Annotated in this window: 3 protein-coding genes; 2 read left to right on the top strand and 1 reads right to left on the bottom strand. The window is 67.4% G+C overall.

Going from position 1 to position 3,144, the window contains the following annotated elements; all coding sequences use genetic code 11:
• Positions 1-385, bottom strand: a 385-nt coding sequence (locus Q4E95_RS09300; protein WP_303383040.1) for a RidA family protein, incomplete at its 3' end; no start/stop codon positions are given.
• Positions 386-499: 114 nt separating this feature from the next.
• Here Q4E95_RS09300 and Q4E95_RS09305 point away from each other — a divergent pair.
• Both Q4E95_RS09305 and Q4E95_RS09310 read left to right on the top strand, forming a co-directional pair.
• Positions 500-1,543, top strand: coding sequence for an ABC transporter ATP-binding protein (locus Q4E95_RS09305; protein WP_303383041.1), 1,044 nt, complete (start codon positions 500-502; stop codon positions 1,541-1,543).
• On the top strand, positions 1,540-3,144 hold the full coding sequence (locus tag Q4E95_RS09310; RefSeq protein WP_303383042.1) for an ABC transporter permease: 1,605 nt from the start codon (positions 1,540-1,542) through the stop codon (positions 3,142-3,144). Before Q4E95_RS09305 ends, Q4E95_RS09310 begins: the two co-directional genes overlap by 4 nt.

Below are 3,144 nucleotides of genomic sequence, written 5' to 3' on the forward strand. Positions count from 1 at the left end.
CGATCGCGGAGACCTCGACCATGAACTGCTCGCGCGCCATGGGGGCGACCACCACCGTGGAGGTGGGCGGAACGTCGCCGGTGAAGTACGTCTTGCGCACCTCGCCCACCGCGCCCGCGTAGTCCGCGGAGGCGAGATAGGTGGTCGTGGAGACCACGTCCTCCAGGGTGCCGCCGGCCTCAACGACCACGGCACGCAGGTTGTCGAAGACCTGCGTGGCCTGGGCGGTGATGTCGCCCTCGCCCACGTAGGAACCGTCCGGGGCGAACGCGACCATGCCGGATACGTGCAGCGTGTCCCCGTCCAGCACGCCGTACGAGTAGGCGTTGTTGTCCGCAACGTGGGAGGGCAGCGCTGCGGGCATGATTCTCTGGCGGCGGGTCATGAGCACTCCTGTAGAAGACGAAAGATAAAACCGCTCCAACCCTCCCAAACCCCCGTGACGGGTGCAACATAGAGGTATCACGTTTCGTGAACCGTTCCGCAGAGGCCGTGCATCATGCCTTCCCATCCCCGTCACCGAGCACCCACTACTTCGATTGACGACGCCGCCCCGCCGGGTGAGCGCGCGGGGCACGGCGAGCGCGGCGTCGGCGGCAGCGAAAAGTCGCGAACCGTCGAACCGGCGGACCCCGCCGAGCTGGCCGTTGACCTGCGGGGCGTACACAAGTCCTTCGGGAAGGCGCACGTGCTCAACGGCGTGGATCTGCAGATTCCACGCGGTGTGATCGCGGGGTTCCTGGGTCCCAACGGCTCGGGAAAGTCGACGACCATTCGGATCCTGTTGGGGTTGCTGCGCGCGGACTCCGGGACCGCGACCGTGCTCGGTCGACAGGCCTGGGGTGACGCGGTGGAGGCCCATCGACACCTGGCCTACGTGCCCGGCGATGTGAACCTGTGGCCCGGGCTGACCGGTGGGGAATGCATCGACCTGCTGTGCCGGATGCGCGGTGGTACGCGACAGGGGGCAGTGGCGGAACTGACCGAGCGGTTTCAACTGGACCCCCGCAAGAAGTCGCGGGCGTATTCCAAGGGCAACCGGCAGAAGGTGGCCCTGATCGCCGCGCTCGCCTCGGATGCGCAGTTGTTGGTCCTGGACGAGCCCACCTCCGGGTTGGATCCGCTCATGGAACGTGAGTTCCAGGAGGTTGTTCGGCGGCGCCGTGCAGACGGGGTGTCCGTGCTGTTGTCCAGCCACATCCTCTCCGAGGTGGAACAGCTCTGCGACACCGTGGCCATCATCCGTGAGGGCACCGTGGTCGAGCAGGGGCGCCTGGAGGAAATGCGTCACCTCACCCGGGTGACCATTGATGTGATCACGGCCCACGATCCCGCGCTGCTCGATGACGCTATGGGCCTGCACCATCTGCAGGTGCACGAGATGGCGGAGGGCTTCCACATCACCGGGCAGGTGGAACCCGCCGCCCTGCAGGACCTTCTCCCGGGCTTGCACGCTCTGCACGTGCGACAACTCAACGTTGCCCCCGCCTCACTCGAAGAGCTGTTCATGCGCCACTACCGTGCGGAACCGGGCGCGCCATGACACGCGAACTGCACGGCACGGCCACCCTGCTGCGGTTGGCCCTGAAACGTGACCGCATCCGCGTGCCCGTGTGGCTCGTTGCCGTGGGGCTGCTGCTGGCCGGGGGCGGACAAGAACTCGCGCAAGTCTTTTCGAGCCCCGCCGAACGCCAGGTGCGTGCCACCCTCATGGGCCAGCCGAGTGGCATTTTCCTGGGCGGACCCGGTTACGGCCTGGACGACTACACCGTGGGGGCCATGATGGCCAATGAATACACGCTGTTCATCGTGGTGGCCGTCGCGATCATGGCCCTGCAGATGGCCGTGCGGCACACGCGGGGCGAAGAGTCCGCCGGGCGCATCGAGTTATTGCGATCCACCCGGGTGGGGCGTCACGCAGCGCCGGCGGCGGCAACACTCATGCTGATCATCACCGCCACCTTGATCATGGTGGTGTGCGCCGGGTCGATGCTCACCCTGGAGCTGCCCGTTCGGGACAGCGTGGCCTACGGTGCGGGAATCGGCCTGCAGGTATTGGTCTTCGGCGCGGTGGGATTGCTGTGCGCGCAGTTGTCCTCCACTCCCCGCGGGGCCATGGGACTCGGACTTGCGGTGCTGGGGGCGGCAGTGGTGGTGCGCGGGGTCGGCGACATCATGGAGATGCACGGCAGTTGGCTTTCCTGGTTCTCACCCATTGCCTGGGCGATGCAGACGCGCGCCTTTGTGGAGCTACGCTGGTGGCCGCTCCTGCCGGCCGTGGGGCTCTCCCTGGTGCTCACCCTGGCCGCAATGACCCTGCAGTCGCGCCGCGACCTGGATGCCGGGCTGCTGCCGCAACGCTCCGGGCGAGCCCACGCCGTCGGATACCTGCGCGGGCCGCTGGGCCTCGGGCTCCGGCTCACCCGAACCTCCAGCCTCACATGGTTGATTGCCCTGGTGCTCCTGGCCGTGACCTACGGAACCTTGGCGCCGTCCATGCGAGATTCGTTCGGGGACCTCCCGCCGTCCTACCAGGCGCTCATGGGTGGCTCGGACCGCGCCGTTCAGGGCTATCTGGATCTCGCCATGACCACCTTGGCATGCGGTGCCGCGGCCCTCGCCGTGGCCCTGGTGTCCCGGCTCCACGGCGAGGAGACGGAAACTCGCACCGAACTGGTGTTGTCACTTCCCATCGCCCGGATGCGGTGGCTGCTGGGCTGGTGGGCACTGGCACTTGTCGTGTCCGCCACGGTCTTGTTTCTGAGCACCCTGGTCCTGGCCGCCACCACGGACGCTGTGATCACGCTCGACTCCGTGTACTCGGATCTCCTGCTGACCTGGGCCACGTACCTTCCGTCCCTGGCCCTGCTCACGTCCATTGCCGCGCTGGTCTACGCGCTCTCACCCCGCCTCACCGTGCTCGGGTGGGTGCCGGTGCTTTTCGTGGTGGTCATCGCCATCCTGGGGCCGCTCCTGAACGTTCCGTCATGGGTTGCCGATCTCTCGCCGTTCCATCACGTGGCACGCCTGGCCACCGATTCCGTCGCCGACGCCGCTGCCCTCACCTGGGTCACGACGGCCGCCCTTCTGGCGGTCGCCCTGGCAATCGCGGCCTTCCGACGCCGCGATGTTCCGGGGCGTTGA

Origin of the sequence: Kocuria sp., from assembly GCF_030536815.1 — a bacterium.
Lineage (GTDB): Bacteria > Actinomycetota > Actinomycetes > Actinomycetales > Micrococcaceae > Kocuria > Kocuria gwangalliensis.

What these genes read in the sequence shown, in the direction of transcription:
- Q4E95_RS09305 (WP_303383041.1), top strand. Translation starts at nt 500, where the DNA reads ATGCCTTCCCATCCCCGTCACCGAGCACCCACTACTTCGATTGACGAC.
- Q4E95_RS09310 (WP_303383042.1), top strand. Translation starts at nt 1,540, where the DNA reads ATGACACGCGAACTGCACGGCACGGCCACCCTGCTGCGGTTGGCCCTG.